Source organism: Methanosphaera sp. ISO3-F5 (assembly GCF_034480035.2).
In the GTDB taxonomy this organism is placed as follows: domain Archaea; phylum Methanobacteriota; class Methanobacteria; order Methanobacteriales; family Methanobacteriaceae; genus Methanosphaera.
Genome location: NZ_CP118753.2, coordinates 1,815,371 through 1,842,060 on the forward strand (window position 1 = coordinate 1,815,371; position 26,690 = coordinate 1,842,060).

Below are 26,690 nucleotides of genomic sequence, written 5' to 3' on the forward strand. Positions count from 1 at the left end.
TGTTCTTTACGAATACATTCTAATTATTAAGTTTAAACACCCGTGACCATTATTATCCATTTTACAACCACATTCTGCACATACAGGTTGTTTATCTTCATATAAACTATTTCAGCATAATAATCTGAGAAAAAGAACTGGAAAAAATCAATGTATTTAATATCTACAAAAGTACATGAAATTAAGATATCCCATCAAGAAATTCAAGACATCTTAGTCGATTATCATATTCATTTTAATCCAAATATTAAAGAATATTCAGGATATTATGCATCTGATGCTTTATGAATAAAAATAAAAGAAATCAGTGACAAATACGTGTTTTGTTAGTCTTAGTGGATGTATCTTATGATACTATTGTAGCTTATAAAGTTGTTGAAGATGAAACAGAAGAAGAAGTACTAAAATTTCTCAAAGAAGCCACATCAAATCAAGAACGAAAAGCCATCAACAGACTTAAAACTCGAATATATGTCTCCCATCAATGCTTTAGGATTTAAACATCAATTTTGTAAATTCCATTTTAAACAAAATAACAATAGAATTATCAGAAAATATGTTAAAGATAACAATCTACCCGAGGAAAAAAATAAAAGAATATAAAAAGTTTTTACCAGAATTATATGAAATATATGATGTAAAAACTCAAACAGAAGTAGTAAAAATCGTAGAAAACTTGAAAAATAAAATAAATGACTTTCCCGAAGTGATTCAATACATAATTAATGAAAAATCAGCACCGTATTTTAAAAACTTAACATATTTCCTTGAAAATGCAAAAAATCGAAAGCACAAGCAATATCATAGAAAGAATATTTGAAGATTTTGCTCCAAAGCATGTGAAAAAAAATGTTATAAAACTATAAAAGGATTTTTTATCAAGATTTAACTTAAAATTAAAGCGATGGGGTGAGAGGAATGCGATTTTACTGAAAATGGTGTTAAAATACCCACACATTCTGGCACTGCTAAACCTGACATATATAATACTGATAATCTACAGAAAAATAAAACAAAGAAAAAAATCAAAGAAGGGAAAAAATGCAGATAACGCCAGAAGAAATGAAAAAAAGCATACAAAAACTATACGATGTCCTTGATAAAGTATCACCCCTGGACTATGATTGTGGCAAGTTATGTGGGGAAGTATGTTGTCTCTACGATGAAGATGACTGTCCCAACAAGGATTTAGTATTGTACCTGCTTCCAGGTGAAGAACTTATGTATGATGACAGTGAATACTTTGAAGTATATTATATAGATCCAAGAGAATTAGATTATCCTCGTTCATGGAAGGATGATGTATTTATAGTAGAATGTAATAATCCACCACACTGTGATAGGAAGCTGCGCCCAATCCAATGCAGAACATTTCCCCTAGTACCACATATAACAGGGGATGGGAAGTTTCATCTTATACTGGATGAAAATGAATTTCCCTATGAATGTCCAATAATACGTGATAATCTGGAATTAAACAGGGACTTCATAGAAACAACATATAAAGTCTGGAAAGTGTTAATATCAAATCCTAATGTTCATTCATTAATATTGTATGATTCAAGAAGAAGGGATAATAAAAGAAAAGGATACAAAATAATTAAATAATGTTTTAGGGGGTGGTTATTCTTTTAATTCATCAATGATAATCTCACACAGGCAGTTAATATCAGATGCTGTGACCGGGTCCATGTTTAAATTTTTCACTTCAATGTTGATACTTGCCTTTTTTATCCGATTATAGTTGGGCCCGGTTGTTATAATATTTCCATCCATATTTAACCGTTTTCTCATATTATATGCCAATGTTTTTGCCCGTTTTTTACTACTTACAGGAATTATAGTATTCAAGCCATTGTATTCTGGGTGTATGACTGGTATTTCATTTTCTAGTAGTGTTTTTTTTACTTGCCTGTTTACTTGTATGCTTTTTTCAAGTATTTCGGGTGCTTTTCTTATTTCATTGGCTATTCCAGCACAGGTAACATTATCTGCTTTCAGGCTTTTAAGCAAATGTTTATTAAACTCTATTTTATCTGTTATGTTGCATATGAATCCCCCGTTTTTTATGTTAACTATTTTGGGGCTTCCAGTGGATGCTACTTGTATGTCTCCGAGTTCACGGTTTTTTTCATCTCCAAGTGTCCCAGAAACATCAATGATAAGCACCACATCATGTACATCACATAACTCCTGTATCTTCTCCAGTGGCTGTTGTGCAGTATAACCTGCAAGGCTTGTAATATACAATGATTTAATGTCATGTTCTTCAAGATAATTGCCTAGTACTTCAATATTTATCAGACCATAATCAGTTTCAAGATATTCTACTTTTTTATCAAATAATTCACAAGACCTGATAAAACCATTCCAACCACCCATATCACAAACAAGAACAGGACCACCCACGGCCTCTGCAACACACAAAAGACAACTATTAGCACTATTCAAGATATGAACATCAGACGAAGCAATCAAATCACCAATCCTCTCCCTAGCAATCATATAATAATCATCACCAGAACACAATGCATCCCTCATAACACCTAATGTATCACAACTAATCTTCTTAAACTCCAACAATCTACCAACTCCCTAGGAAAAATATGCATCAAGAGTAGTTTGTCTCTCCTTCAACACCTCATCAAGCAACTGACTGGCACGCCTAAAATCATCAACACTTAACTTAAGCTTACCCTCAATATAATCAAGTGACTGCCTCATAGTTTCAAACTCACGAGGCTTCTCCTTCATAGCATGACGAATATTCTCACGCACATTAAACACACCCAAAGGAATATAATCCTCATTAGCCTCACGGAACACAATACAACCAGCCTGCAACTTATCAGCCTCTAACTGTTCCAAAATAGCCATCTTAGCAGTATAATAACAACCACCAACACGACTATACTCCTTCTTACCCTTATTATGCTCACAATCAGTGAAAATCATACTACCCTTCCCCTTAACATCAAGAAAAGCCTCCATCCACTCATACTGCCACTGCGTAGGCATCTCCAAAATAGCATAATAATTATTCAAACTCTCAAACTCATAAACCCTGAAAATATCAAGAATATCATAATGACGAACATTACCAAGAAGCCTATCCGCAATAGTACTATCCACAGCAGTAATACTCCACCTGGTAGGAACAAGCTTCCTATTCTTCTTCTCACCCATAGTACCAACACTAAAAGCCTTCTGAATCTGAGAAAAAGGAACATTCTTATCATGCAGTATCTCCACAGCATCAGCAGCCCTAAGATCAGTATCATAATAAGTTTTCTCTAACTGATGATCCCACCTGACATTATCAATATCAAACTTCTTCAACTCAGCACTAGGACCATGAGGAGCATTCTCAGCACTGAACGTCATACCAACAGGCTTCTTATTAAACTCAGCTTCACTGGCAATAGACTTGGAAGCCATAGAAATCTCCTGCAACTTCTCAATATAATTATTCTCCAAATCCTTGATACCAATAGTCTGCTTACCACGCACAAGATTCAAACGGTAACCAATAATATCCTGTTGTGAAGCATTACTAGCAATCCATTCCTCCGGCCTATCCATGATGGCAGAATCATCAAAACTAGGAGCAAGAAGAGGACCAGCAAACACTTTAGGATAATTATAACTTCCAATAAAAACAGAAGGAGGCGTAGTACCATCAACTTCCTTACCAATATCCTTCGTCCGCATATTATACAACTGCTTCGTAATAGTCTTCAAATACTGATACTTACTATCAATCATATAATTCCCACCATTCCATCAATCATTATAATAATAACTCTATTCCTCTACCAATATTATAATTTATCATTTCCAATGAGACTTGGCATAAATTATTTTAAATAGAAAAACGTATTATTCTAAAATAATTAACCTTTTTTTCAAAAGTAATAATCTAATATTATGTCATAGGCTATCTAAATTTAGCAAAGATAAAATTAAAAATAAGATTGATGAAAAAAATATCATATTTCTAATTTAATTTCATCATAATTTAAAATGGGAATTTTACTATTTTTATTTCCATCGATTAATTGGATAAAACCGTTTTCATATAATTTATGAACTTTGGGTTGAATAGTTTTAACATCTTTATGCATTTTATCGGCTAAATCCCTAATGGAAGTTATTTCATTGTATTTAATTGCAGATAGAACTTCGAAATCTAGTTATGATAAATTAATTTTATTAGTTACTAAAGCTTCTCCTTTTTCAATAGTTTCATTAGGATTTTCTAAGAAAAAATTCCAATTTTCTAAATCAATTAACATTTCCATATTACTTGTTTGATTAAATAAACGTTCCAATTCCTTTTTAGAACCATATTTTTGAGTTAAATCTTTAATGACATCAGTACCTTTCAGTCTTTTGATTAATGTAATCATCATTTCAATAATTCCTCCCTTAATAATTCCAATTCAATTTTCTTATATTTTTCAATATGGGATTTAACAATAAATAATGTTTCATACAAAAACTCCGAGACACATTACTACCAATGTTGATGTCTAATGAGATTGATGTTTCTAGTATAAAATTTTGATTAAATATAATATATATAATAATTATATCTATGTTTAACTAATTAATATTAATATACGGGAGTGGTTTTCAATGGTTATGAAAACAATACGAGTATCAGAAGAAATTCATACTAAACTTTCCCATTTGGGTTTAAAATCTGAAACATATAATGATATCATTGGAAGACTAATATCAGCATACGAAGAAGAATATTTGGATGATTTTACAGATGAACAGGCTGCATATTATAATGAAAGAATTAGACAATTTGAAAATGGAAATTATGAAGGAACTGTCGAAGTTGATCTTGAGGATTTAAGAAAAAAATACGAATGATAATATGAGTTATAGAGTTTTTATTAGATAAGACTGTGGAAAAATTTTTTGATAAACATTCTGATGATGTGGAATTAATTGAACGAATAGAGAAAAAAATATTAAAATTATCTGAAAATCCATATTTATGTGCGGAAAAATCTTTTAGAAGTCGAAAATGTCCAAAATGTAAAAAAACTAGAATTGGTGATTATCGTGTTATTTATTATATCTCAGATAATGCAGGATTTGTAGAACTAATTGATATTGGTCTTCGGAAGCATATTTATAAAAAGTGGGATTAATCTCTTTACTATATTATTATTTTAAAATTTTTCTTCTTCGCTATACTATAATATTACGAAAAAATAATCCACAAAAACTCACATACAAAAAAAAATAATAAAATATTTTTCATAAAACATTCATATTCAACCATAAACTCATATTTCAACAAAATAAACAATACTTACACATGAAAACCATTCATATACAAATCATCACACTAATAAGTAAAGGATGAGAAAAAAAACTCCTCAGAAAACATTATCCTATAATGATGAATCACATTCCACATATAAAAACATACTAATTCTTACATAAATCTTATTGATGCTATGTAGTGTTATAATTATCTGTGTCCCTCTCCAATTGACCAAAGATTTTAAGCACCTAAACACCATTTCTATATGATAATCTTGATTTATCAATAATTATTATTTTATCAACAACATATCTATACCACTTGCTATAATATATTAAACATAAGGAGGATAATTAATGATCGAAACAAAATTATATCGTGGTTCACAGACTGTAGTACCAGAAGCTATTAAAAAAGCGTTAAATGTGGATAATGATTGTATAATTCAATGGAAACTCAACAAGGAAAAACAGATTGCTGAAGTTTCATTTAGAAAAAAAAGATCCCTATCTGAAATCATTGCCATAGTTAAAGATGATGGAAAAGATAGTGTTAACATAAAAAAGAAAATATCAGAAGGAAAAAAAAATATAACATGATTTATAATTGATAGTACTTATTATATTGCATTAATGAATGAAAAAGATACCAAAAAGCATAAACGAACAAAAGAATTATTTCCACAAGTGGATAAAGAAGATAAAAATACCTCCCCATTTTCATGTTATCTGAAACAATTACTTATCTTAACTCAAGAATCGATACAAAAAATGTGCATGATTTCTATGAAATCATAATAGACACGGTTCAAATTTATCATCATAATCCATTAGAAGTAGATGAAAAATATGGAAAGCATTACTAAATATAATTGTTCTGCATATTTTCGCTGATTTTTTGCCATATACATTACGAACAAACTAGACATTACTGAAATATAATTCTTTTGACTCCGATTTTAACAATAAATAGTGTTAATGATGATGACAATACAAATAATTACAATTAACTTCATTTAATCCATTTATTGGATACTACTCGGACCATATTAAACATTATAAACAATTATCAAGAAAAAAAATATTTTAAACAATAATAAAATCCCAAGAAATAAAAGACTATAGGGGTCTAGAAAATTAATATTTTTTTACGACCTAAAAACGCTGATTTTTTAGTATTAAACATTTAATTAATCTTGGTTAAAAATAATACATTTGATTTTTACTTGGATTTTTATGAAAGGTTTTTATTATCGAAATATTTAAATAAAACCTTTAATAAACATATTAATAGTGAGTTAAATGTTATTAGGTTTAAATTTCGATAATTCCAACCCATATACTAGTTTGTTAGAAGAAATATTTAATATTATTGATTCTAGAAGAATCCAACAAATAATAGCTTCAAATGGTATAAAACCATTGAATAAGTTTAATTTTACTTTAAAAGTTATTTTTATTAGTCAATTTTTTAATTTAAAGGTTTCATATATCATTGATGAGATAAATAGGAAACCTGAAGTTAGATCTTTTTTTAATGTTAAAACTGTGTTATCAGTTTCTCAGGTTACAGAACTTATTGGACGTTTTTCTGCTCAAACAATAGAAAAAACTATCAATATGATACTCAGATATCTTAATAGAAATAATAGAGTTCAATCACATACTTATTTACTTGATGCAACTCCATTGGATGTTGATTATAATTTTGATAGTAAGAAGATTTCCAAGAAAAATCTTGAAAATAAAGATCCAAAATGGGGTCATGGAACAAGTATTGGCTTCTATATAGGCTTTAAAGGAACTTTTGTACTGGATTACAATACCATGATGCCTGTTTTATTCATAATACATCCAGGTTCACCCCATGACAGTCAAATATTCTCAGAAATACTTGAACAAATGAAAAAACACCACTTATTACATCACAATGATAAAATACTAGCTGATAGAGGATATTATAGTTATGAAAACTATGAAATAGGCTTAAAAAAATACCACATACAACCATTAATCCTCACTAAATCCAATTTCAACATAGAAAAACTAAACAACGCATTAACCTGTCCATTAGAATATTTCAGACAAAACAAAAAAGATAAAGAAAATAAAAGTAAATTCATAAAATTAGCAAACTCATTTTGTAAAAACATAATCAAAAGAAAAAGAATTAAATATGTAAGAAGCCATATCGAAGACTTTTTTAAATTCCTTAAAGAAGGACTAAATTTAAAACATTTCCACAAATATACAACAGAATCTGTTAAAAAAACAACATTACTAACTGTATTATTAGCATCCTTAATAATTAATCAAGGATACACAACAAAAACAGACTTACAAATGCTTTCTGAAGGACGAATAATCTAGACCCCTAAAAGACTATAAAAAGAAAAGAAAATACCCAAAAATTAAATCCCATAAAAAAAAATAGAAAGTGGAAATTGAAGTTATGCTTATTAACTTCAATCATATTACTTATTTAAGCTGTTTTAACAGTACTAGTTTTACTATAAGCATTATAACGAGCATTACCCGGATAAGCAAGAGTTACCTTATAAGTACCTTTACTTGCTTTAGAAGTGTAAGTGAAAGTACCTGTTTTATCTGTTTTTGCTGTACCCTGTTTACCGTTCAATGTTATACGAGCAAGACTGTTCATTAGTGCGTGTCTGTTACGGTCTGTGAAAGTACCACTGATAGTTACTTTACCATTACTGTATTTTACAGTATTGAATGTTATAACTATGTCCTGTTTAGCAACAGTAAATGTTGTCTTAGCAGTTGCCTTATTATAATATTTGTTACCAGCGTATGTTACTGTTAAGTTGTTTTTATCCATAGTTGTTGCACGTGTTGTTACTTTATAGTAACCGTTTTTATCTGTTTTTGCTTTGTATGTTTTACCATTGAATTTTAAGCTTACCTGAGTATTAGCTACTGCTTTACCATTACCATCTACTAGTCTTCCACCAACAACTAATGGATCTTTGAATTTAAGACCGCTTGCAACTCTATCAACAGTTAATATAAGGTTCTGTTTATTAACCTTGAAGGTAGTTTTACCAGTTACTTTATTGTACTTGGTGTTACCATTATAGGTTGCGGTTATATTGTTGGTTCCCATACTTGTTGCACTGGTGGTGTAGGTGAATGATCCATCCTTACCTGTTTTAACAGTAACTGATTTACTGTTAATTTTAAGTGTGATTTGTGCTCCACTTATTGCTTTGTTATTGTTGTCCATGAGTGAACCAGTAACTGTTACTTTATCTTTATATTTAACAGCACTGATACTGTTAAGTTTAAGCACAGGTTTAGCCTTACTTACTTTGAAGGTAGTCTTAGCACTACTAGTAGTGTATTTATCATTAGCAATTGCGGATACTGTTACATTACTGGTGCCAACACTCCATGCACTTGTGGTGTATGTGTATACTCCATTTGCATTAGTTACTGCTTTGGTTGTGCCAGTGTTGATCTTAATACTTACAGGCATATTGTTTAATGCTTTACCATTCTTATCTGTTACTTTACCAGTAACAGTTACTTTACCTGCATAGGTTGTAGTGTTAATTTTACTTACAGTTATTTTGGTTGCTACTTTTGTGGTTAGTTCTTTGATAGTATTGTCACGTGCAGCTACTGTCTTGTTGAGAGTGTCCACGGTTTTTGTTAATGCATCAACTTTTTGTTTTAGGTCTGCTAACTGTTTTTCTAGGTCAGCGTTCTGTTTTGTTAGTGTATCTATTTTCTTGTTTGCATCTGCTAATTGTTTGTTGAGGTTGTTATTAGCGTTTGTTAGGTTGTCTACTTTCTTGTTGGCATCATTTAATTTGTTGTTTAAGTCATTGTTTGATTTGTTGAGGTTGTTGATTTTGTTGTTTGCGTCTGTTAGTTGTTTTTCTAGGTTGTTTATTGTCTGGTTTTGTTCTGTTATTTTTTTGTTTGCGTTTTGTAGGTCTTTTTGTGTTTGTGTGAGTGTTTTGTTAAGGTTGTCTAGTGTTGTTTTTTGGTTATTGATGGTTTGGTTTGCATCTTTTAATTGTTTTTCTAGTGTTTCTGCTTTTTGTGTTGTGTTTTCTAGTTTTTCTGTTGTTTCGGTTAAGTTTTTGTTTAGATCTTCAATGATTTTATCTTTATCTGCTACAACATTTATTGTGGTTTCTGTTTCTGTTGGGTTTAGTGTATCATTACCTGCAAATGTGAATTTAATTGTAGTGTTACCAACTGTTTCAGGTGTGAAATCATATACTATTGCACCATTTACAAGTGTAACTTCTTCTGTTTTATTGTTTATTGTCATGTTGATTGTTGTGTTTCTGATTAGGTTTCCTTCTTCATCGAATAACATTATTGTAATTGGTGTTGTTTTGTTTACTGTGTTTTCTGAAGGACTTGTTACTGTAATGTTACTTGCTATTCTTTTTATGTTGATGATTATTGTGTTTGATGTTTGGTTGTAGTATTTTATGTTTATTTCTTCTTTTCCTTGTGTTTCTTCAAAGTATTTGGCTTCAATATTAAAGTTGTTAGTAGTTTTGTTAATAGTGTTTTGGTTGTTTACGTATACTTCATAGTTTAGTTTGTCTAGTATATTTTCGTCATAGAATGTTGGGTTTACTAATCCTGCTGTGATGTTTAATGGAATCATTACTTTTACTTGTACTTCTTTGTTTTCTAGTTCTGATGAGATTGTTAATTCTTGTATTCCTATTGGTGTGTTGATGTATTTGTTGTCTTGTATGTTTCTTGTAAATTCTTGTGTGAAGTATATTGTTTCTTCTTCTGCTGTATTGTCTTGGAATGTATTGTTGGTAATGTTTACTTCTAAGCCGTTAATGTTATTGGCTGTGAAGTATAGTATGCTTATGTTTCCATTATTTTCTTTGATTGTGTTGTTTTCAATGTTTATTTTAACATTAGGATTGCTTATTACAAAGTTTATTGGTCCTTGTAAGTCTGCTGTATTGTTTTGGAAGATTGTTCCGTCAATGTTAATTACGGATTGGGCTTGTGGTATAATGGTAATAATTCCCCTGTTTGTTATAGGGTCTAGAATTGTTGTTTTGTTAATATTTTCGTTATTGATAAATTGATTGTTTCCGGTTATATTTAAATTTAATCCTTGGAAATAAATTGCTCCACCATATCCATATGCTTTATTAGAATCGAAGATGTTTGTACCGTTTATTGTTAAATTACCTTTATTCATTAGTGCGTATATGGCACCACCTGTTATGTCGTAGGTACCAGGATCTATTTTATTTTGGCTGAAAATATTGCTTCCATTTATTAATACATTTATGTCGACTGAATTTGCTCTTATGCCTAATGCTCCACCATAACATCTACTATTTCCATGAACGCTATTGTTTTCGAAAATATTGCTTCCATTTATGATAATTGTATTCATTATTCCTGATTGGCCAGTAAATGCAATTGCACCTCCAGTTCCACCTGCTCGTCCATTATTATCTATTTTATTATTTTCAAATATGTTGCATCCATTTATTATTAATGTTCCACCGCTTTGAAGATATATTACCCCACCAGCATTTAGAGATGTGTTATTGATGAATTTATTTTCTCCATTTATGATAATTGTACTAGGTTTATAAGAATAAATTACTGCAGTAGTTCCTCGATTATTTATAAATTCATTTTTTCCAATAATGTATAATGTTGCATTTTGATTATTAATAAATCCGTAATTATTTCTATCACCTTGTTCTATATTGTTTTCATATTTTGCTTCTCCATTTAGTGTTAATGTACCATTGTTACATATGGCAGTGTTTTTGCTGTTTTTTATTGAAACATTATTTAAGGTAATATCGTATCCTTGTGCAATAGTAAATAGGTGTGGTACATTTGAAGCATCAAATGTTACAGTACCGGTATATGATGTAATGTTGAAGGTATTTACTGAAGCTTTTGTTGTTAAATCATTTATGTCTATTTGGTTTATTGCATAGTAAATTCCATCACTACCGTGTAATAAGTATATTACTCCATTGTTTGCTACTTTACTTATTGCATCTTCTATTGTTGTTGGATTGTCTATTGTTCCTTCTTGAGCTTCGAATATGTCTGGGCTTACATAAACTTCACGTGAAGTTGTTGTAATTGATACTGTGCTTGTTTTGTTATTGTAGGTTGCTGTTGTGTTGTAAGTTATTTTGAAATCTTTTTGTCCAATGTGTTTTAAGATGTTTGTGTTTAGTGTTGTTATTCCATTTTTTGTAGTGTTTTGTGCGATTATATTATTGTTTTCATCATATAGTGTTACTATTCCTCCATCACTTACTGGATTGTTTTCTTTGTCTGTTACTTGTATGTTGAAACTTGTTGATTCTCCGTTAATTGCATTGATTGGTTCAGTTTTTATTAGAACATTTAGTAGTTCTCCATTTTGAACGTCTAATTCAATTTTATTGGATATTATGTTGGATTCGCTTGTTTTTACGTATATTGTAACTTCATCTGCTACTTTTAATGTGGTTGTGTATTGTGGTGTATTTTTTGTTATTTGAATGTCTTTTTCATCGTTGATATAACCGTATATCTCCATTTTATCTAATAAGTCTGAATCATAGAATGTTGGATTTTTAAGGGTTATTTCTCCTACATTAACTGTTAATGTATCTCCTAGTTTTATTGGACTTGTGTATGGTTCTAAACTTATTGTTGGGATGTTTATTCCAATTGTTGTATTAATGTATGTATTGTTTTTGATAGTTACTAAATCAGGGTTAATTACATATATTGTTTCGGTTGGACTAGTGTTATTAATAAAGGTATTATTTATTACAGTACCATTATTAATTATTCCTATTGCAGCTCCTTTACTTGTTGCACTGCAACCAATGAATGAATTGTTTAATATTGTAATATTTGTTCCCTCAATTAAACCATTACTTGAAGTAGCATTGAAGTGACAGTTTATAAATTGTGAATTGTTTATGAAACCATTATTTGAGTAGATTATACTTAACACACAGTTGATGTTTTCGAAAATATTATTATTATTAATTTTTACATTTCCACCAATTAGTCTACTACTGCGGATGTTCTTGAAAGTATTATTCTCATCAATAACTAATTCTCCATAATTTTGTATATCATATCCATCTACTGAGTTGATGTTTTGTATTGTTGTGTGGTTTAATGTTAATTTACCATTCACTGTTATTATATTTGGAGATGTAGGAGATACTCTATAACTACCTTTACCTCTTGTGAATGTGACTTTTTCTATTAAAATATCATATCCCTGTGCTATATCGAGAATGTATCCTTTGTTTTGTCCATCCAGTATTGCATTTTCACCACTAATTATGAATTTGTTAGCATTTGGTGTGGATGTTTGGTTAATAATTATTTGATTGTCAAGTAAGTATTTTCCAGGTAATAATAGGATTGTTTTATCGTTTTTTATTATGTTTAATGCATTAGTGATTGTTGTTGGTTTATCCATTGTTCCGAAGTCTGCACTGGTTACAGTAGGACTTACAAATATTTTGTCAGAAATAACTAGTAAGTTGTTTTTTGTTTGGTTAATGTATTTATTATTTGTGTCATTGAATGTTGTAGTTAGTGTGTATTCACCTAATGCTTTATTAGGTAAGGTAAATGTTGCTTGTGAATTTTCCACGTTTACTGTTGCAATTAATTCATTGTTTATATAATAGGATACTGTTGCATCTGTTACTGGTAGTCCAAATTCATCTATTAGTGTTGTTGTTATCTCATCATTTCCTAATGCAAGTATGTCATTTGTATTCATTGTAATAGCTCTTGGAGTGTCATATCTTACATCCACTGTTATTTCATTGGAATATTCATTCAGGAATTCAGGTCTTATTTTTGTCGTTACTTCTATAGGTATTTCAGTATTTATTGAGTATTTATTTTCTGTAGTGCTTTTGGTGTTAACATCGTTTTCATATATTAGATAATTAATGTTTTCTAATATGTTTGAATCATAGTATGTTGGATTTGTTAGTGTTATCTGGTTTATTTGTATGTTGCATGTGTCGTTTACGTTGATTTGTTCCGTGTTTTCCCTGTTGATTTTTATTGTATTTGTTTTTATACTACAATTTGTGTATTGGTTATTTTTCAGATTTTTGTTTCCAGTATTGTTTAAGTATAATGTTTCATCACTACTTTGGATATTGATGAAATTATTGTTTATTAAATTTATGTTTCCTGTTCCAGTTATGTAAATTGCACCACCTTTATCGGCAATACTGTTTGTAAAAGTACAATCAATAACTGATAAGTTAGAAGCTGTACTGATAAATCCACCATTTACTCCTTTTCCATTAATGAAATTAATATTGTTAATATTAATATTATATCCTTCGGAAATATTAAATACACAATTTCTGTTTAATCCGTTCATTGTAGGGTTGAAAGTAAATCCGGTAATTGAAAATGTTTTAACATCTGATTTTAAAGTGTCAGGGTTAATATTTATTGTACCATAGGAGTAACTTCCTTGTAGTAATATTATTGTACCGTTTTCTTCTACTTTTGTTAATGCATCAAATATTGTTGTTGGATCATCAAGTGTACCACTTCTAGGGGTTCTTACAGTTGATTTAATATATATCGGTTTTTCAGGTTCTTTGGGTAAGTTATCCCTTACATTGGTAGAACTCCCTGCTGATGCATCACCGAAGGTATCCCTTGCAACAAGATAGTTATTAGTTACAGTACTATTCTCACGTGCGTATACGGTAAAAGAATCGTTTGTAACAATATAATTATTTTCAACAGTTAAATTAGAACCGCTAATACATATATCAAATTCATTACCTCTAATTATTGCATTATTAAACTTCAAAGACGATAAACAATTATGAATTTTATTATTTGAAATGTACATATTATGATTTTTAACCTTTGATTCAATAGACCTCCATGATATTGATTCTGATGTCACAAGATTAGTAATTATAGGTTTAGCATCAAGGAAGGTGTTACCCGTAATATTGAAAGAATAATCTCCATCAGTTAAATCTGTTAGGAGTACTCCTGTAGAATTTATGAATTTACTACCAACAAGAGTTAAATTTCCGCTTTTGATATTAATATCACTTTGATCATTGTTAATAAAAGTACAGTTAAAAACTTGTGTAGATGTATTTACATTATATCGGAGGTAATAATCTGCTTCTCCTGAATTAGCAGCTATTCCAGTTCCATACAAATAAGCACTTTGACCATCATAACCTATACCATTTTGTAATGTACAATTTATAACTGTTAAATTGTTATCATTAAGTATGGTTCCCCATCTTGCATAATTACTATCGAATAATGAATTAAAGATTATTGATGTTCCCTTGTTGTATATGATTCCGTCGTTTCCAGTACTGCTACTTTTACGACATCCTTCAAATACTGAATTGTTTACAAGTAATGTAGAATTTGCATTGTTTCTTACTGCACTTCCAACTCCACCATGGTTTCTATAGAAGTAAATATTATCTATTGTGAGGTTTCCATAATTATCAATATTTGCTATTGGATATTTCCTTATACTATCTCCACCATCTACTCCAGGAGCCCAAGCATTTTGAACTGTAAAATTTGATATTTTGATGTTTCCTTTTCCTGTTGTGATGTTCATGAACCAGTTACCTGAATCATTCACATAAGGTGCCCATATATCACTTGAATCCCAATGAAATTGAGTTATATCAATATCGTATTTTGCTTCACCATCAATAACTGTTTTATTTATACCTGCACCTATAAAGTTAATTTTGTTGTTACCATTAACTGTTAGGTTAGTGTTTTTTAGTCCTTTGTATGTTCCTTCAGCAATGTGTATGTTATATGTGGCATCGCTGCCTGTTTTGTCTATTGCTGTTTGTATTGTTTTGAAAGGACTTTCTTGTGTACCAGTGTTTGTGTCTAGTCCACTCGTGTCTGAAACGTAATAATCTTTTGTTTGCCCTTCTGTTTTAAGACTTTTATTATGATTATTATTTTGTTTTTCTATTTTTTTGGCTTCTGTACTTGTTGCTACTTTTTCTACCGTGTGTGTTGTTTGTTCTAGTGTGTCTGTGTTTGTGTGTGTTGTTGTGTTGTCACTAGCACTTGCAACACTTATTGTTAGAAAGAGTAGTGTTATTAGTACTATGAAGTATTTCATTTTACTCTTCATAATAATTCACTTTTTTTTATTCAATTTTATTTTACATAATATTCAAATTATTTAGATTATTGTTAAATCTGTTTTGAATATGTTTAATTGTTTATTTTTGGTAATTAATAAGTTTGTGGTTGTTATATTGTTTTTAGATTCTTATTTATTGGTTTTGTTTTGTATGGATGGGAGTGTTTCTTTTTTTATTTTAGTGGTTTGTTGTTTTTCTTTAATCATAAGGGGGGGGGGGCGTTTTGGTTGTTTATTTTTATTTTTCAGCGTTTTAAAGTTGTTTTTGATGTGATTTTTTTTAGATGTTGGGGGGGGGGGTAATTTTTTAATAAGGTGATATTGGGGGTTCATAAACAATTGTCAAGAAAAAAATATTTTAAACTTGAGTTAATGTCTCAGAAATAAAAGATTTTTAAAAGAAAAGAAAAACATATATTCAGTCCCATAAAAAAGTAATAATGCTATTTATTCAATAATTATAATAATTTAATTGTAAATGATGATTATTGTAGGATTTTACTATGGGTGTTGTTAATGAATAATCGAATTCAAATTGCACATGATTTTGCAAAGGTAATTAGATCAGAATACATTAAAGAAATTATTCTTTTTGGGTCTGTTGCTCGTGGTGATGATACTGAATATTCAGATATTGATATTTTAATCGTATCTGATTTTAAGGATATCATTGAACCTATAGTTTCGGATGAAGTTTTTAAAATTGTTTTAGATAAAGAAGAATTTGTTTCAGCTCATATTATGTCTGAAAAAAAGTTAGAACAAATTAAAGATTTCACGTTTTTTAAAAATATTAAAAAGGAAGGGATTATTCTTTGATGAATTTGATTCATTGTTAAATTGCTATAATGTTATGGAATTAGTAAGTTGGGTTTTGAATCGGGTAAGTATAGAATTTCAATATCATATTATGCATTTTAGTGTTGGAACAGTATTATTACTTATTGGTATGTGTGGAAATTAATAAATATACTGGTTTGGTGAATAGGCTTGTAGGTTATTGTGTGAATGTTGGGGGATTTTAGTTTTGTTATTTAATAATATTTTTTAAGGGCTAAAATATTAAGAGAATATGTTAGTTATGTATTATTTTGATGATTTTTTTTTTCTTTTGATATTATTTTTTATGTTATGTTTTTCTTCGTTATACAACTGCATAACGAACAACAAAAATAAAAAAAGTTATTAAAAATTTAGATTATTTAAAAAAAGAAATTGAGTAAAATAAATATTTACTCACCTATTTCACACTAAAACTAGACTTAACACTAGTCTTTTTATAATTAGTACTGCCTGCAAAAGTTACTGTGACAGTGTTGGTGCCTTTGGTTGTTTTGTAGTTGTATGTGTATACTCCCTGTTTATTGGTTTTTACACTCACTGTTTTCTTGTTGATCTTGATTTTTACCAGGCTGTTCATGACTGGTGATTTGAGGTTGTCTGTTAGTTTACCTGTTATTTTTATTGTTTTGCCCTTGTTTGTAGTTGAGATTTTATTGACTGTTAGTTTGGTTGCACGTGTTACTGTTTTAAATGTGGTCTTCTTTGTCCCTGCTTTGTAGTACTTGTTTCCTGCATAGGTTACTGTTACGTTATTGGTTCCTACCTTATTGGCTGTAACCTTGAGGCTGTATATTCCTTTGCTGTTAGTTTTTACGGTGTATGTTTTCGTGTTTACTTTAACTTTTACATTACTATTTTTAATTATTGTACCTGTACTATCTGTTAGTTTACCGGTTATTGTCATGTTTTGTTTATAGGTTTTCTGTGCTATCTTGGTTATTGTGGCTTTTGTTGTTCGTTTGGTGACTGTGAATGTTGTTTTTGCAGTGCTTGTATTATATTGTTTGTTGCCTGCAAAGGTTACTGTTATGTTATTTTTTCCCAGTGTATTTGCTGTTAAACTAACTGTGTAAATACCATTGGCATTTGTCTTATTAGAGTATTTTTTTCCGTTGATTATGATTGTTATTTTAGAGTTTATTATTTTATTTCCATCAATGTCAGTTAAATTTCCTTTTATTGTTATTTTATCTTTATATTCCTTGTTTTTTGGAGCATTAATGTTTATTTTTGTGTATGTTATTCCGTCATCAAATATATTATTTGTTATTGTAGCTGTTTCTGAACTTGTGTGTATGGTTGAACTATAACTTGAATATTCCATATTTTTATTATTTTTTATTATTGTTTCTGTATCATTTATTATTGATTTTCCTGTTGTTTTTGCTTTGTTTTGTTTGAACGTGTTGTTTTGTATTTTCATGGTTTTGGCTTGATTATATATGGCTGATCCATTAATGGCTGTATTGTTTGTGAATATGTTTTTATTGATGTTTAAGTTATTTGATCCACAATATTTCCAATAGTCTCCGGGCCATGTTATATGTTCATATCCTCCTTCGTTGAATATTGCTCCACCATTTTCATTTGCATTGTTATTTTGGAATGTATTTTGAATTATGTTGTTGCTGCTTCCATAATTATAGATAGCTCCTCCTTCATATCCAGTATTTTTATTAAAAGTACAGTTTTTAATGGTGATGGAAGAACCATAAGCAGAAATTGCCCCACCACTCGACTTTGCATTATTATTGGTAAAAATGGTGTTTTTTATCGTGGCTTTATCACCACTAAATCCATAATATATTGATCCACCATCAAATTCAGCATAATTGTTATTAAAATATGAGTTAGTAATGCTTAGATTTCCTTTGTCGAAATATATTGCCCCACCACTGCTTGCAGTGTTGTTTTCGAATCTACAGTTATCAATAATTATGGTTGCTCCATATTCATTAAATATTACTCCACCGGAACTGCCACATTTGTTATCTGTGAATACACAATTTTTAATATTTATATTACTATTTTCAGTAGCAGATATCACTTTGTCATTATTATTGGTAAATGATGAATTTATCAGAGTTAATTTTCCATCATAAACATTAATGACTCCTTTGTAACTTGAACATTCAGTAACCTTAATGTCACGTAATGTTACAGTTTTTGTATAAAAATCGAGGAACATATACTTATTATCACCATCAATGGTCTTTCCATTACCATTTATAACAACATTTTTATATTTATAGGATATTCTCATGTCATTTTCTAATTTAATGTTTGACTTTAGATTAATTGTTAAATCTTTATAGTCTGTTTCATCATCTGATAAAGCCGAATATAATTCTTTAAAGTTGTTTGCATCCACACTATTTGCTTGTTTATTATTTTTCTCTTGTTGAGTTATCTTCATTATTTCTTTATTATGATTGGCTTCTTCTTTTATTACACTTTGTTCTACTCTTTGTGTGCTTGTTTGTACTGTTGTTGGTGTATCCTTATTACTTGTTGTAGTGTTGCTTGTTTCTGCTGCGTAGGATACACTTAACAGTAGTAGAATTAGTGTAATCAGTAGGATGATTTTATTTTTCTTCATTTCTGGTCACTTTTTCTCCTATTCCTTTTTTTTGATAGTTTATATTGGGGGGGGGGGGGAATTATTTATATTAGTTAAAGTTTTTGCTTTCATTGAAGCTTTTATAGAAATAGAATTAAAAATAGGGGAGAATGGGGGTGAAGTAAATTATTTCATATTTTTTTTACGTGTTTATTGTTTTAGTATCATTTGTGTGTTTGTCTTTGTTATTGTTGGTTCTTTGTTTAGCATTTTTAGGAAGTTGTTTAGTTGTTCTGGTGTTTTGAATTTTGCCTTTATTATTGTGTTGTGTTTATTTTTTTTGGGGGGGGTGGTTCATGGGGTGTGTCATCGTTTGACACCCCTAATCAAACAGGCATTAAATTATATAAAATAGAACCAGGTTGTCATTTTTTCTTTATATACAAAGTTATATTCAATTAATAATTTCATATCTCTTCTAGCTGTTGATTTTGAAATTTTAAATAAATTTATATTCTTTATAAGTAATTTGGTTGATTTTTTTCATGTTTTTCTAAAAATTCCTTTTGTCTATTGTTTAAATGATTATAATTATTATTGGTTCTTTTTTTGTTTGTTAGTAGTGTTTGGTGTAATTAATCTATTGTTTGGACCATATAATACAACTTTATAGAAATTATTTTCATCACTAAATTCGGGTTCTGGAAAACCGTGTTCTTTCATAGTTTTTCTCATCATGCTTATTCCAGTTCCAACATGCTCCATATATTTAGTCTTACTTGGTATATCAGTAATTCTTGGATTTCTGTGAATAGGGTTTTTTTGTCTTACCTAACTGATCTATTGTTAAAGGATATGGTAATCGTCCCGGACTAATTATTTCAATTCTATCAGTATAAATGTAAAATGTTATGAAACTATTATCAAAATCATAGTCTCTATGTGCTATGGCATTAACAATTGCTTCTCTTATGACTTCATATGGATATTCAGGAACTTCAATACTTTAAAACCATTAATAACTAAACCGTGTTTTGTATTTTCATTAATAAAAAAATAATTTAATTTTAGAATTGATGAAGATGTTAAGTAATTACTAAAAATTAAAAGTGCTTAATTGGGCGTTAAACAACAAGAATTATTAATCGTTATGTTATTGAAGGCATTAAAAGAGATTCAACTCCTAATAAAACGTTTAAAACTTTAGATGAAGTTGAAAAAATATTAAAACATGATAACCCAAAAGGAAATAATTTAAGAAAATTTTCAGGTATTGTACCTGATGGAGAAATGATAGATTCTGTTGAAAAAAAAGAAAATAACACACTTTCCATATAAAACATGAAAAAATATTTTATTAAAGAATATCAACTCTTTAAACTTCATTCCAATTAATTTTATTTTAAGTTTGTGAAATTTATGTTGTTCCTATTTTTCTTGATGTAGAACTCTTTAACATAGCTAATAAATAGGTTTTAAGTGCTTCTATAGGCGATTGTGATGTAATTTTATGTATTTTCAGATTTTGCACGTTTAGGTCCCGTTATGTTCTCTGTTTCGAGATGAATGGTGAATTTGTTTAATGTTGATTTATATGTCTTCCAGTATTAAGCTTAATTATTACATCCCATGGCATTGATTTCTATATTTTGCTTCATTTTTAGTGAGTGGAAAAAAATTCTTTGTGAAAAAATAAGTACTTCATGAATAACATGAAAATAGTTTGTTAAATAACATGAAAATAGTTTGTTAAATAACATGAAAATAGTTTGTTAAATAACATGAAAATAGTTTGAAAAAAACTATAAATATGGTTGGTTAAAAAACATTATAATAGTTGGTTAAAAATGATGAGAAATATCCATTATATATTTTATAAATATTAAAACATGATTAGCAATCAAAAAAAGGAGATTAATTAAATGTCAAAATATTTACCAAGGGTAATAGATGATACTATTGAAGATTATCTTGAAATTATGGGTGCTGTTCTAATAACAGGTCCTAAATGGTGTGGTAAAACAACAACTGCCAAACAACACTCAAAGAGCATGATAAAACTATTGTCAAACAGAAGTGATTATTATGCTCAGCTTATAGAAATTAACCCTGAATATTTATTAAATGGAGAAAAACCAAAATTAATAGACGAATGGCAAATAACACCAACCATATGGGACACAATACGTGATGAAATAGATGAAGCAGACCAGAAAGGATTATTCATATTAACCGGATCAACAGTAGTTGATGAAAGCAATATAAAACATAGCGGTACGGGCAGAATTCACAGATTATTGATGATGCCTATGAGTTTATTTGAAAGCAACGACTCTACAGGAGATATTTCATTACAAAGTCTATTTGAGAATCCTGACTTAAATATTGACTCATACAAATCAAATCTGACATTTAAAGATATTGCATTTCTATGCTGCAGGGGAGGATGGCCAGAAGCGGTAACAATAAAAGATAAAGAAAAACAGATAAAAATATCAGAAGCTTATTATGAAGCCATTTGTGAAACAGATATTTCGGCGATAGATAACATAAAACGTGATTCTGATAGAGCAAGATATATCCTACGAGCATATGCCAGAAATATATCCACACTAGCAAAAAATACTACAATACTCAAAGATGTGATAAAAGAATATGAAGATATTCAAAAAAGTTCATATTATGAATATGTGGATGCCTTCAAAAGATTATTCGTAATCAAAGATATTAAAGGATGGGCACCAAATATCCGATCATCAAATACAATGAGAAAAGGAAGCAAAAGACAATTCATTGACCCTTCTATAGCAACTTCCGCACTTGAAATATCACCAGAAATACTAATGTCTGATTTAAAAACATTCGGATTTATCTTTGAAAACCTGTGCATACGTGATTTAAGCATTTACATTAATAATGTTGGAGGAAAAGTGTATTATTATAATGATTCATATGGTTTAGAAGTAGATTGCATATTAAGATTAAAAAATGGTAAATACGCATTAATCGAATTCAAATTAGGCAGTTTTGAAATAGATAAAGGAGCAGAAAATCTACTTAAAATGAAAAAACTAATTCAAGATAAACGAGAAGAACAAAAAGTAAACTTACCAGATCCAAGCTTTCTGGCAATCATCACAGGTACTGAATTTGCATATACACGCAAGGACGGAGTTAAAGTAATTCCAATAGGATGCCTAAAAAACTAAAAAAACTATACATGTGACTCAAATCAACCCCCTCATCATCCCCCTAATTTTCCAGATAACATTAACATCTTTAAACCCTCCCATAAATTCTTCTTTCTGATTTATGTATATAAAAGAACTAAACAGCATGAACCTTACCATCACAACAACCATTATTAATTGTTAAAAATCCATTATTTGTTTTACCTTTTGTAATGGTCAGATTTTCTAGAGAATAATTTCCAGAATATGTATTAAATAATGAACTATTTTATTTATAGCATTTATTATCACTCCTAGAAACTTAAGCTTTTTTTAATACTTATTTTATTATTTTTTATTTTTATTAGAGATTGCTAATTAAATTTATTTGTATTAATAGTATTGCATTTGGATAATTATATTATAACTCTAAGGTTATTTTTTTCTATTTTTAACTTAAATTGGGGGGGGGGGTGTTTTTGATTTTTTAGTAAAAAATAGGGATATCTGGCTGAAAATGAGGGTGTGTTATTTTAATAGGTTAATTGTTTCTATTGGTTTGGATTTTATTTTTTTTCTTATTCGTTATTGTCCTGCATAACGAACAACAAAAAGTAACTATTTCTCTTATCTAAAAAGGTTGAAGAAATAATTTTAATAAAAAAAAAGAAAAGCATGTGGAAATAGAAATTATGTAATCTCATGTTCCATATTTCCATATAATTTATTATATCGAATTAAATGGGGATTTGTGAATGAAATTTAATAAATTAAGTTTATTTTTATGATACTTATAAATTCATTAACATTAGTCAATTGGTCTTTTTTCTTGCCCTCCACTTTATGGATGCTAGAAGTAAGATTATGCTTTACATATCATGTAACTTACACCGTTACCAGTAATGCAGTTTCAAGGTAGAACCTATAGAAAATGTTTAAAGTACTCGTTTAACTAAGTACAATACTAACACACACTTAAAACAGAGTTTAAATGAGAACGAAATTAAAGACAATTACTTGTTGAATAAGAAAGAGAAATGGTATGTTAATGAATTCGTACAATTCCTTCTACTTTATCAAAATCATCATCAAATGAAACTATTTCAGTTATTCCTCTTTTTTTCATAATTAGTATAGCTAAACAGTCAGCTAAAGCTAATGTACCATCATATTTAAGTACACATTGCATTGCAGTATCTATTTCATTTAATGTTGGAAAATATATTTCAAAATTATCAATCAAAGTATCATATAATAATTTAGCTTCTTTACCTTTTTTTCGACTTCCTATACTTGTTACAGCTTCAGACAACATTAATATTGGCATTATTTTTTCATCGTTATCTACTCTGGATGCTAATTTTACTGCCCTTTTATGATTTTTTTCTTTATTATTCATTAAAGCTATCATATAATTGCTATCAACCAGTATCATTTTTTCATAATTCTCCTTTTGATGCTTTTTCACATGATTCTAGAGCATCTAAATCTTCATCACTTATTATTCCAATTAAATCCATCATTGACTTCTTTTTATGTGGAATTAATTCAATATTCATATTTTCATTAATTTTCCATTCAATTTTATCAACTTCACTAATGTTTAATTCACGACGAATAATACGTGGAATAGTTATTTTATAACCTTTACTTATTTTTGTCATTACCATAAAACACACTTACCTATACTTTAATTACTTATATTATATAATTCCAACTATTTAAAAATTATTATTAAAAAAAAATTATATTAAAATAATAATAACAAAAAATATAAAAGTACTGTTATGATGATAATAACAAGTATATACAAAGAAACAGGTATATGCAAAGATAGTTACAAATACTAAGAAATTATATGACAATTATACACATTAATATTTAGTGAAAAATAGCATTTGAATTAATAAAACAAGTAAAATTTTTTTATATATATATATTGGAAATAAGTTACTGTTGAAAATGTGGTTGAATGTCATTTTTTTTTCTGAGAATTTGTTTTTTAATTCGTATTTGCCTCGGGATGGTTTATTTATCATATTTTTATTAATTAAATTTTTTAGTAATGCTGATGGTTCTGAGTTTAAATGGGCATTTTCTTTGATATAGGAATATGATAAAATGTTTTCTTTGCTTTCAGCCATTAAGCATAATATTTTCCGTTCTTCTGTTGTTGATCTGCTAAATAATGCTTTGAATTCACGTTGAGCTAAAATATTTATGAATGGATTGATGCTTTTTTAAATTCAATCATAGTTACTTCATTATCTTTATTCACTTCCTCAAAAGAATTATAAGCTAAAATTTGCATATAATATGGAATTTAATTGCAGGGGTAACGTTTAAAAGTGGTAATGGTACTGAAAACAGTAATTTTAAAATCAATCATACACTAAACATCAAACAAAATAAACAAATCCTGAATCAACAGCATTGACATTTCTTTTTCTTGATTTTGTACTTTGGTATAGTGTTTATGGATTTTGTATTCGCGTATTTGAGTTTTTTTAAAAAATATAGTAATCGACATTGAAAATTATAAATATTAATTAAAAGCAAATATTATAATATGTCAGAACAAACACTTATTAAAGAATATCCAGGAATTATTTCAGAGATTCAAAAAGAAATTAAGAGATTAGAAAATGATGTAAGAGTTTTAAACAAATTATATGTAATTTTAGATATTTTACATGATGTAACAGTTGCTGAAGTAATGAAAAAGCATGACATTAGTCAAGGAACAGTATATAATTGGATTAGAGAATGGAATGAAGGTGGAATGGAAAATTTAAAAAGAAAATCAGGTTCTAAAGGAAAATCTAAATTATCTGAAGAACAATTTAAAATATTGGATGAAATTATATTAAATGAAGAATTAAAAACTGCAAAAGAAGTTCATAAAGCCATTAAGGATAATTTTGAAGTAGATTATAGTATTAGACAAATAGAACGAATAATGAAGAAATTAGATTATTCTTACACTAAACCTTATAAAATTTATAATAAAATGCCAAAAGATGCAAAAGAACTGTTAAAAAAAACGTAGAACATTTAGAACCTACCGAATATATAATAGCTTTTTTAGATCAAACATACTGTCAAAATCAAGACAACAGCCAAAAAACATACCACAAAAAAGGAACACCTAATATCATAAACAAACCTACAGAAAAAATAGGCATATCTGGAGTAGGAATACAAGCAATCAATGGAAATTCATTCATTGATTTTCTAGAAAACACAAAAACATATGAAATGATGAAATTCATGATAAAAATCGTCATCAAAAATTTAACAAATAAAAAATTAATTAACAAACTAACAAATATTCTTAATAAGAAAGAATTAGAACTAGAAAACATATTATCAACAGTAAATAAACCATCAAATTACAAAATTCTTCTTAAAACACTTAAAAACCTTTCACCACTTAATAATACAATAAACAAATTATATGAATATGTAAAAAAGAATAAATGTTCTATCAAAACAAAAAGTAAAATAAAACTTGAAAATATCCAAAAAACTATGTTATTATCATATTTTTACAATAAAAACTTACAACATAAATTAATAATGGAAAAACCAATGGCTATAATCCTAGATAACTATAAAGTACACCATGCAATAGTTTTTACAAAACTATGTGATATATTGAATATAGATTTAATATATTTACCGCCATATTCTCCAAAATATAATCCCATAGAACAAGTTTGGAGAAAAATCAAAGCTGTAATATCTAGAAAATACATTGATAACAAAGAAAATCTAATTAACGAATTTGAAACTGAATATTATGAGTCTGTTGATAAACCAAGTTTTTGGAAAAAATGGGTCAAAGAAATATTACTAGATATATAATTTAGTAATAATTTTTTATAAAATTTAATGTCGATTACTATAATGAAAGATAATAAATATTTCGAAGCAATAATATAATTATAGATAAATTATATAATAAGGTGATGATATGAGTTCCGTATTAAAAACATTCAACACGCCTATAAGTGGATTATACTCTAATATGGGTTCTTATTCTTTAATAGATGAAATCAACTCAGATAATTATCATAATATTAAAAATGATATTGATAATTTATCAATAAGGATTAAACGAGGTACATTTGTAGCAGATAATCCGAAAGAGTTATATGATGAACTATTAGAGATTAAAATTATGAACGAATATGTGGAGTATATCATTAATGAAAATTATACTCATGAAAATATATTATTTGGATTGGATTTAATAAAGACATTGATACAATTATTTGATGTTTTAATATTAAAATATCTAGAAGATAACATACAACCAAAGAAATATGATGCTATTATTCATAGTATTCACAAAGACTTATCTGAAAAAGAAAAATATTTTAATCATCATATACTATTGGATGATTCTGAACATGAAAATCATGTCCAATCAATAGAAACTTCTTCAGAAAGAGTAGTTTACGAAAATGAAGATGATTTTTTAGAAGAGTTGAAACAATGGTAACAGTAGAAAGAACTAAAGAGTTTAAAAAGTCATTTAAAAAACTTGATAATTCTTATAAGAAAAAAGTCATCAAACTAATAGAAAAATTTTAAAAACGCCTGAAACTGGAAAACCAATGAAAAATGTTAG

20 protein-coding genes and 1 pseudogene are annotated in these 26,690 nt (G+C 28.4%); 13 read left to right on the top strand and 8 right to left on the bottom strand.

Going from position 1 to position 26,690, the window contains the following annotated elements; genetic code table 11:
* Positions 1–150 precede the first annotated feature (150 nt).
* The 4 genes from PXD04_RS19655 to PXD04_RS19670 all read left to right on the top strand — a co-directional run bounded on the left by PXD04_RS19655 (position 151) and on the right by PXD04_RS19670 (position 1,608).
* Complete coding sequence (locus tag PXD04_RS19655) at positions 151–288, top strand: hypothetical protein (protein WP_323736512.1); 138 nt, start codon at positions 151–153, stop codon at positions 286–288.
* Positions 289–323: 35 nt separating this feature from the next.
* Positions 324–500, top strand: coding sequence for a hypothetical protein (locus PXD04_RS19660; protein WP_323736513.1), 177 nt, complete (start codon positions 324–326; stop codon positions 498–500).
* Between the two features lie 56 nt (positions 501–556).
* Positions 557–820 (top strand): hypothetical protein, encoded by a 264-nt coding sequence (locus tag PXD04_RS19665; protein ID WP_323736514.1) that lies wholly within the window; start codon positions 557–559, stop codon positions 818–820.
* Positions 821–1,041: 221 nt separating this feature from the next.
* On the top strand, positions 1,042–1,608 hold the full coding sequence (locus PXD04_RS19670; RefSeq protein ID WP_323736515.1) for a hypothetical protein: 567 nt from the start codon (positions 1,042–1,044) through the stop codon (positions 1,606–1,608).
* A gap of 15 nt (positions 1,609–1,623) precedes the next feature.
* On the opposite strand, the gene PXD04_RS19675 is transcribed toward PXD04_RS19670, so the two are convergent.
* The 3 genes from PXD04_RS19675 to PXD04_RS19685 form a co-directional block, all read right to left on the bottom strand.
* Entirely contained in the window at positions 1,624–2,580 is a 957-nt protein-coding gene (locus PXD04_RS19675; protein WP_323736516.1) for a hypothetical protein, read from the bottom strand.
* A 15-nt stretch (positions 2,581–2,595) separates the two neighbouring features.
* Positions 2,596–3,765 (bottom strand): hypothetical protein, encoded by a 1,170-nt coding sequence (locus tag PXD04_RS19680; RefSeq protein WP_323736517.1) that lies wholly within the window; start codon positions 3,763–3,765, stop codon positions 2,596–2,598.
* A 428-nt stretch (positions 3,766–4,193) separates the two neighbouring features.
* Complete coding sequence (locus tag PXD04_RS19685) at positions 4,194–4,412, bottom strand: hypothetical protein (protein WP_323736518.1); 219 nt, start codon at positions 4,410–4,412, stop codon at positions 4,194–4,196.
* Positions 4,413–4,638: 226 nt separating this feature from the next.
* Here PXD04_RS19685 and PXD04_RS19690 point away from each other — a divergent pair, with 226 nt between their 5' ends.
* The 4 genes from PXD04_RS19690 (at position 4,639) to PXD04_RS19705 (ending at position 7,656) form a co-directional block, all read left to right on the top strand.
* Entirely contained in the window at positions 4,639–4,884 is a 246-nt protein-coding gene (locus tag PXD04_RS19690; RefSeq protein WP_323736519.1) for a hypothetical protein, read from the top strand.
* A gap of 35 nt (positions 4,885–4,919) precedes the next feature.
* The gene (locus PXD04_RS19695) at positions 4,920–5,168 is read left to right on the top strand and encodes a type II toxin-antitoxin system RelE/ParE family toxin (RefSeq protein ID WP_323736520.1); all 249 of its coding nucleotides are present in this window, start codon (positions 4,920–4,922) and stop codon (positions 5,166–5,168) included.
* Positions 5,169–5,643: 475 nt separating this feature from the next.
* The gene (locus PXD04_RS19700; RefSeq protein WP_323736521.1) at positions 5,644–5,886 is read left to right on the top strand and encodes a hypothetical protein; all 243 of its coding nucleotides are present in this window, start codon (positions 5,644–5,646) and stop codon (positions 5,884–5,886) included.
* A gap of 702 nt (positions 5,887–6,588) precedes the next feature.
* Positions 6,589–7,656: a transposase gene (locus PXD04_RS19705; protein WP_323736522.1), complete on the top strand. Its 1,068-nt coding sequence runs from the start codon at positions 6,589–6,591 to the stop codon at positions 7,654–7,656.
* Between the two features lie 112 nt (positions 7,657–7,768).
* On the opposite strand, the gene PXD04_RS19710 is transcribed toward PXD04_RS19705, so the two are convergent.
* Positions 7,769–15,469, bottom strand: a complete 7,701-nt coding sequence (locus tag PXD04_RS19710; RefSeq protein ID WP_323736523.1) for an Ig-like domain repeat protein — start codon at positions 15,467–15,469, stop codon at positions 7,769–7,771.
* Between the two features lie 528 nt (positions 15,470–15,997).
* On the opposite strand from PXD04_RS19710, the gene PXD04_RS19715 reads away from it, so the two are divergent.
* Complete coding sequence (locus PXD04_RS19715) at positions 15,998–16,300, top strand: nucleotidyltransferase domain-containing protein (RefSeq protein WP_323736524.1); 303 nt, start codon at positions 15,998–16,000, stop codon at positions 16,298–16,300.
* Positions 16,301–16,721: 421 nt separating this feature from the next.
* On the opposite strand, the gene PXD04_RS19720 is transcribed toward PXD04_RS19715, so the two are convergent.
* Positions 16,722–18,923, bottom strand: a complete 2,202-nt coding sequence (locus PXD04_RS19720; RefSeq protein WP_323736525.1) for an Ig-like domain repeat protein — start codon at positions 18,921–18,923, stop codon at positions 16,722–16,724.
* Positions 18,924–19,478: 555 nt separating this feature from the next.
* Positions 19,479–19,887 (bottom strand): annotated as a pseudogene (locus PXD04_RS23460) (ATP-binding protein).
* Between the two features lie 919 nt (positions 19,888–20,806).
* Here PXD04_RS23460 and PXD04_RS19735 point away from each other — a divergent pair.
* Positions 20,807–22,093 (top strand): ATP-binding protein, encoded by a 1,287-nt coding sequence (locus PXD04_RS19735; protein WP_323736527.1) that lies wholly within the window; start codon positions 20,807–20,809, stop codon positions 22,091–22,093.
* A 1,006-nt stretch (positions 22,094–23,099) separates the two neighbouring features.
* On the opposite strand, the gene PXD04_RS19740 is transcribed toward PXD04_RS19735, so the two are convergent.
* Positions 23,100–23,489 (bottom strand): type II toxin-antitoxin system VapC family toxin, encoded by a 390-nt coding sequence (locus PXD04_RS19740; protein ID WP_323736528.1) that lies wholly within the window; start codon positions 23,487–23,489, stop codon positions 23,100–23,102.
* Between the two features lie 4 nt (positions 23,490–23,493).
* A complete protein-coding gene (locus PXD04_RS19745) occupies positions 23,494–23,724 on the bottom strand; it encodes an AbrB/MazE/SpoVT family DNA-binding domain-containing protein (RefSeq protein WP_323736529.1) in 231 nt (76 codons plus the stop codon).
* Positions 23,725–24,623: 899 nt separating this feature from the next.
* Here PXD04_RS19745 and PXD04_RS19750 point away from each other — a divergent pair.
* From PXD04_RS19750 to PXD04_RS19760, 3 genes are all read left to right on the top strand, one after another.
* Complete coding sequence (locus tag PXD04_RS19750; protein ID WP_323736348.1) at positions 24,624–25,103, top strand: helix-turn-helix domain-containing protein; 480 nt, start codon at positions 24,624–24,626, stop codon at positions 25,101–25,103.
* 212 nt (positions 25,104–25,315) lie between these two features.
* On the top strand, positions 25,316–25,921 hold the full coding sequence (locus PXD04_RS19755) for a transposase (protein WP_323736347.1): 606 nt from the start codon (positions 25,316–25,318) through the stop codon (positions 25,919–25,921).
* Between the two features lie 109 nt (positions 25,922–26,030).
* Positions 26,031–26,561: a hypothetical protein gene (locus PXD04_RS19760; RefSeq protein ID WP_323736530.1), complete on the top strand. Its 531-nt coding sequence runs from the start codon at positions 26,031–26,033 to the stop codon at positions 26,559–26,561.
* Positions 26,562–26,690 lie beyond the last annotated feature (129 nt).

Coding starts and splice junctions, on each gene's coding strand:
- PXD04_RS19655 (WP_323736512.1), top strand. CDS start 151: ATGTATTTAATATCTACAAAAGTACATGAAATTAAGATATCCCATCAA.
- PXD04_RS19665 (WP_323736514.1), top strand. CDS start 557: ATGTTAAAGATAACAATCTACCCGAGGAAAAAAATAAAAGAATATAAA.
- PXD04_RS19670 (WP_323736515.1), top strand. CDS start 1,042: ATGCAGATAACGCCAGAAGAAATGAAAAAAAGCATACAAAAACTATAC.
- PXD04_RS19680 (WP_323736517.1), bottom strand. CDS start 3,765: ATGATTGATAGTAAGTATCAGTATTTGAAGACTATTACGAAGCAGTTG.
- PXD04_RS19685 (WP_323736518.1), bottom strand. CDS start 4,412: ATGATGATTACATTAATCAAAAGACTGAAAGGTACTGATGTCATTAAA.
- PXD04_RS19690 (WP_323736519.1), top strand. CDS start 4,639: ATGGTTATGAAAACAATACGAGTATCAGAAGAAATTCATACTAAACTT.
- PXD04_RS19700 (WP_323736521.1), top strand. CDS start 5,644: ATGATCGAAACAAAATTATATCGTGGTTCACAGACTGTAGTACCAGAA.
- PXD04_RS19705 (WP_323736522.1), top strand. CDS start 6,589: ATGTTATTAGGTTTAAATTTCGATAATTCCAACCCATATACTAGTTTG.
- PXD04_RS19710 (WP_323736523.1), bottom strand. CDS start 15,469: ATGAAGAGTAAAATGAAATACTTCATAGTACTAATAACACTACTCTTT.
- PXD04_RS19715 (WP_323736524.1), top strand. CDS start 15,998: ATGAATAATCGAATTCAAATTGCACATGATTTTGCAAAGGTAATTAGA.
- PXD04_RS19720 (WP_323736525.1), bottom strand. CDS start 18,923: ATGAAGAAAAATAAAATCATCCTACTGATTACACTAATTCTACTACTG.
- PXD04_RS19735 (WP_323736527.1), top strand. CDS start 20,807: ATGTCAAAATATTTACCAAGGGTAATAGATGATACTATTGAAGATTAT.
- PXD04_RS19740 (WP_323736528.1), bottom strand. CDS start 23,489: ATGATACTGGTTGATAGCAATTATATGATAGCTTTAATGAATAATAAA.
- PXD04_RS19745 (WP_323736529.1), bottom strand. CDS start 23,724: ATGGTAATGACAAAAATAAGTAAAGGTTATAAAATAACTATTCCACGT.
- PXD04_RS19750 (WP_323736348.1), top strand. CDS start 24,624: ATGTCAGAACAAACACTTATTAAAGAATATCCAGGAATTATTTCAGAG.
- PXD04_RS19755 (WP_323736347.1), top strand. CDS start 25,316: ATGAAATTCATGATAAAAATCGTCATCAAAAATTTAACAAATAAAAAA.
- PXD04_RS19760 (WP_323736530.1), top strand. CDS start 26,031: ATGAGTTCCGTATTAAAAACATTCAACACGCCTATAAGTGGATTATAC.